The organism is Deltaproteobacteria bacterium, from assembly GCA_030690165.1.
Taxonomy (GTDB): Bacteria; Desulfobacterota; GWC2-55-46; order UBA9637; family UBA9637; genus JACRNJ01.
In genome coordinates this window covers 1-4189 of record JAUYHF010000064.1, presented here as the reverse complement: position 1 = coordinate 4189, position 4189 = coordinate 1, and the positions used below count along the sequence as shown (strand labels likewise).

Genomic DNA, 4189 nt, shown 5'->3' with positions numbered 1-4189 from the left:
CTCAGATTTCTTCTTCTTTATCATGGCCTCATATTCGGCGACTGTAACGTTCTTTTTGCCTTGTTCTTCCGCCGCAAGCCTTTCCTGTATCGCCCTCTCAGCGGCAATCTTGGCTGCGATGGTTTTCTGGAGCGCCTCCATTTTTGTTTTTATGAGATTTTCCGTCTCAGTCTCATACCGTATCTCAGTCACCTGAAACTGCTTGAACTTTATGCCGTACCTCTCAAGGGGGTTCTCATTTCTCAGGAGCCTGCTATTATCTGTCTTTATCTTGACAGATATCTTTTTGGTAATATCGCCGGTCCTCTGGTCTTTTTCCTCTTTTATCATTTCCTCGGTCATATATGTGCCCTTCTCAATCTGGTCCCTCGACCACTCCGAGAATGTGGCCCTTTTAGTAGTATATGATTCCCCGGAGCTCATGAGCGCTGCTGTGAGCACGACAGATTCTTTTATCGTGGGTATTATCCCGGCCTCAATGAGATTCCTGAAGTTTCTGAATTTCATATGGAGAAGCCGGAACTTTTCTTCATCCTTTGGAAGGTCGAAGAGCGCCATTCCGGATATCCATCCGATTGAGCCGTCATTAAACCGCACCTGTATCTCTTCGGACATCTCCGGGTTTGCATCCCTGCTCTTTTTTGGCCTTGCCTTTTCTTTGCCTCCGGCCGATTCTTCAGGCTGAATAAACTTGAAGGTTCCAGCCTCCCTGTATTTTGTAATAGTTCCGAAGCACTGGCAGAACATGCCCGGCTCTGAAACTATCGTCACTTTGCCTGTAAATGGGGACTGGGCTACCGTTATATAACCTGCCTCGTTTATTTCCAGAAGGCCAAATGAACCGCCAATGGCAGTAAATCCGGTAATCAAAATAAACAGGACTGCCTTCCACGGAAATTCCGTTTTCTTTATTGCCTCCCCAAACCCCTTCATTTTTCCCTGCATGTTAGATGTTTCCATAATTACCTCCTGTCTTCGCCTTGTGCCATGCCGCCTTCATAAAGTTTCTGTATCCTCCCTTCTATTTCTTTTACCAGCGAGCTATGGTCTTCCCCGCCCATACTGGTCATCTTTAAAAAATAAAGCGCCACCTGATACTGGTCTATGGCCATCTTTATATTGCCTCTCTCTTCTTCTTTCTTTGCCTTTGCAAAATACTCGTCATATTGAATCCTGTTGATAAAACTATTGGCCTCTTCAATCTCCCTCGCAAGTGTTTTTCTGTCTATGCCGAGACTCAGCCCTTCGTTGAGTATGGCCTGGGCGGTGTTTGCGTGCTTGACCTTTGCAACAAGGAGTTTAGCCTCTTTTGCACTATTCATTGCGTTTTCAAACTGCGCCTTTATGCCGGAGTATATCAGCGCCTGTTTGAGCGACATTATCTGCGCGAGTTTTTCAGAGGAATGTTCCTTGTCGGGAATCATCTCTTCCATACCCTTAAGACATTCTATGGCCTTATCAATATGCGCAAGCCTGGGCTTGAAATCGGCAGTGGTATTGAAAAGCCCCATGCTTTCGTCGAACTCATTTTTCATCTGGCCGTAGTCCGAGTGCTTGTCCTTCTGCATATCCAAAATCCTGCGCTGCTTGTGCCGCTCGCTGTATTTATAGAGCCAGAGAAAAACAATCCAAAAAATAAAGAATATTAGCCAGGCCATTTCGTCCTCCGATAGTTGGGGACAGATTTCAAATCTGTCCCCGCTTTCCGCCTCCCGCCGCGGTTAGAACTTTGCCGGTTTCCCGTAAAAGCCTCCGGGCCCTGATGCATCAGGATATGCCTCCATGCCGTGCTCGCTTATGTCAAGCCCGACATACTCTTCTTCCTGGCTTACCCGCAGACCCATAACAAGACCGATAAGGCGCCAGAGCACATACGTGCTTAAGGCTACAAAAACGCCGACAGCCGCAATCCCTATAAGCTGCGTGCCAAGTAGCGATATGCCTCCTCCATAGAATAGCCCTGCCTCCCGGTCAAAGAGCCCCACTGCCGCCGTCCCCCAGATACCGTTTATCAGATGCACAGGTATCGCACCAACAGGGTCGTCTATTCTGCGCCTGTCAAGGAATATTATGAAGTAGACTACAAGTATACCGGCTGTAAGGCCTATTATTACCGCACCGCCTATGTTTACCGCTGAACAGCCGGCGGTAATTGCGACAAGGCCTGCAAGAGCGCCATTAACCATCATGCTCAGGTCCGGTTTGCCTATGAGTATCTCTGATACGATTGTCGCGCTTAAAACACCGGCAGCAGCTGCCAGTGTGGTATTGACGGCAACCAGCGCTATCGTCTCAGACGTTGCTGCCATAGCGCTTCCGGCGTTGAAACCGAACCAGCCGAGCCAGAGCAGAAACATGCCCAGGGCAGCCATGGTCTGGTTGTGGCCGGGTATGGGGTTTATCCTTCCGTCCTTTTTAAACTTATTCATACGCGGGCCAAGCGCTATAGTGCCGGTAAGCGCCGCCCACCCGCCGACAGAATGGACTACCGTGGAGCCGGCAAAATCAACAAAACCCATTGAATCCAGCCACCCGCCGCCCCATATCCAGTGTCCGGTTATGGGGTAAATGATGGCAACCAGCACAACGGAAAAGGCTATAAATGAAAAATACTTTATCCTCTCCGACACCGCGCCGGACACAATGTGCGCGGAGGCGGCCACAAATACCATCTGGAAAAGAAACTTTGCGTGGAGTGGAAGGGCGGTCCAGGCCAGCGCGCTGAAAATACCTGAATACTGCCCGGCCACAGCGGGGCTGTTATCCTCACCCGTCAGCATCCATCCTGTAGAGCCTATGAAAAACGAGCCGTCGCTGAACATGAGGCCAAATCCGATTAGCCAAAAGGTAAGGCTTGCTATGGCGAAGATGACTATGTTCTTTGAAAATATATTCACGGTATTTTTTGACCTGCACAGGCCTGACTCAAGCATCCCAAAACCGGCATTCATCATAAAAACAAGAACCGCCGAGAGTATGACCCAAACTGTATCAAGTGCGATCTTTATCTCCCCTATCTGCTCAATTGAAGACATCTCTGTTAACCTCCCTCCTTTATTAATCGGTCTGTTGCTGCGCGGTTTCTTTTATATTGAAACCTTTTTCATGGCACCGGCTGCATACGTTGACCGTGTTTGTCGTAAGAAATTTTATGTCAGGGTTCCCCTTTATGTGCCCTTTGTGGCAGTCAACGCATGATACCTTTTCCATAGTCCAGTGGTTCTTTTCCGAGTGGAATGCCAGGCGCCTATCCCCCTGCGCTGCCTTGCCCCTTGTATGACACCTGACACATGCCTCCGAATGTGGAAGTTTATTGGACTCCTGCAGATTTCCATGGCACCTGCGGCACGCTGATGTCAGCCCCTCGCCCTTGAATTCCTTAATATGGAATCCGGCCAGTGTCTCAGGCGCATCCGTATCCGATGCAGATCCCCGGACAAACGACCTGTGAAGATGGCATTCGTCGCATGAATCGCTCCATACATGAACAGGCAATGCCAATAGAAACACCGCTGTTATCAGCGCTGTTTTGCCAAAAGATGCAATCGCATTTTCGGGGTTAGGACGCGCCTTCACGATATTCGCCTCCCTTTTTAGACTCAATCTCCATCAACTCAAGCGGATGTTCATGTTCCATCACCGCATATTTCGTCTTTCCGGTAAGCCATGAGAAATCCATTGGAAAAACAAGCGGGTTTAAAACAGTCTGATATATATGCTGGACAAAAATAACAAGGACCGCGAGTATGGCCTCCCACCCGTGTATCATCTGCGCGTAATATAAGAGCGAAATAGGTATCTTCTTAATCAGGGGGGCAAAACCCCACATGAGGAAACCGGTTGATATGATTATGCAGGCGCCCACAACCGTAGCCCAATATTCCAGCTTCTGATACCACGTGTATCTGCCCATAAGCGGCATGTTATCCGTCCTGTCGAACAGGTAGCTGAGATGCAGCAGGGCGTCGAGGAAATCCTTTTTTGAAAGAATGACCTTTCCAGGCGGCCTGCGCAGCAAAATATACGGGATTATATGCGCCAGCGCCGTCCCTATAAAAACAACCGCTGCGATTCGGTGGACAACAGACCTCATTGCCGGTCCTCCGGCAGCCCACACGATAGCGCCTGAAAATACAGAATCCGGAAACTTGAGTGACAGGCCTGTTGCCGCAAGAACGATAAATGCGAT

At 49.1% G+C, this 4189-nt stretch carries 5 protein-coding genes; all 5 read right to left on the bottom strand.

Going from position 1 to position 4189, the window contains the following annotated elements; all coding sequences use genetic code 11:
• Positions 1-960: SPFH domain-containing protein (locus Q8P28_11030; protein MDP2683307.1), on the bottom strand; the 960-nt coding region annotated here is incomplete at its 3' end.
• A gap of 2 nt (positions 961-962) precedes the next feature.
• Positions 963-1658, bottom strand: coding sequence for a hypothetical protein (locus Q8P28_11025; GenBank protein MDP2683306.1), 696 nt, complete (start codon positions 1656-1658; stop codon positions 963-965).
• Between the two features lie 63 nt (positions 1659-1721).
• Positions 1722-3035 (bottom strand): ammonium transporter, encoded by a 1314-nt coding sequence (amt, locus tag Q8P28_11020; protein MDP2683305.1) that lies wholly within the window; start codon positions 3033-3035, stop codon positions 1722-1724.
• Between the two features lie 22 nt (positions 3036-3057).
• Positions 3058-3576, bottom strand: coding sequence for a cytochrome c3 family protein (locus tag Q8P28_11015; protein MDP2683304.1), 519 nt, complete (start codon positions 3574-3576; stop codon positions 3058-3060).
• On the bottom strand, positions 3560-4189 hold a 630-nt coding region (locus Q8P28_11010; GenBank protein ID MDP2683303.1), incomplete at its 5' end, for a cytochrome b/b6 domain-containing protein. The genes Q8P28_11010 and Q8P28_11015, both read right to left, overlap by 17 nt.

Coding starts and splice junctions, on each gene's coding strand:
- Q8P28_11025 (MDP2683306.1), bottom strand. CDS start 1,658: ATGGCCTGGCTAATATTCTTTATTTTTTGGATTGTTTTTCTCTGGCTC.
- amt (MDP2683305.1), bottom strand. CDS start 3,035: ATGTCTTCAATTGAGCAGATAGGGGAGATAAAGATCGCACTTGATACA.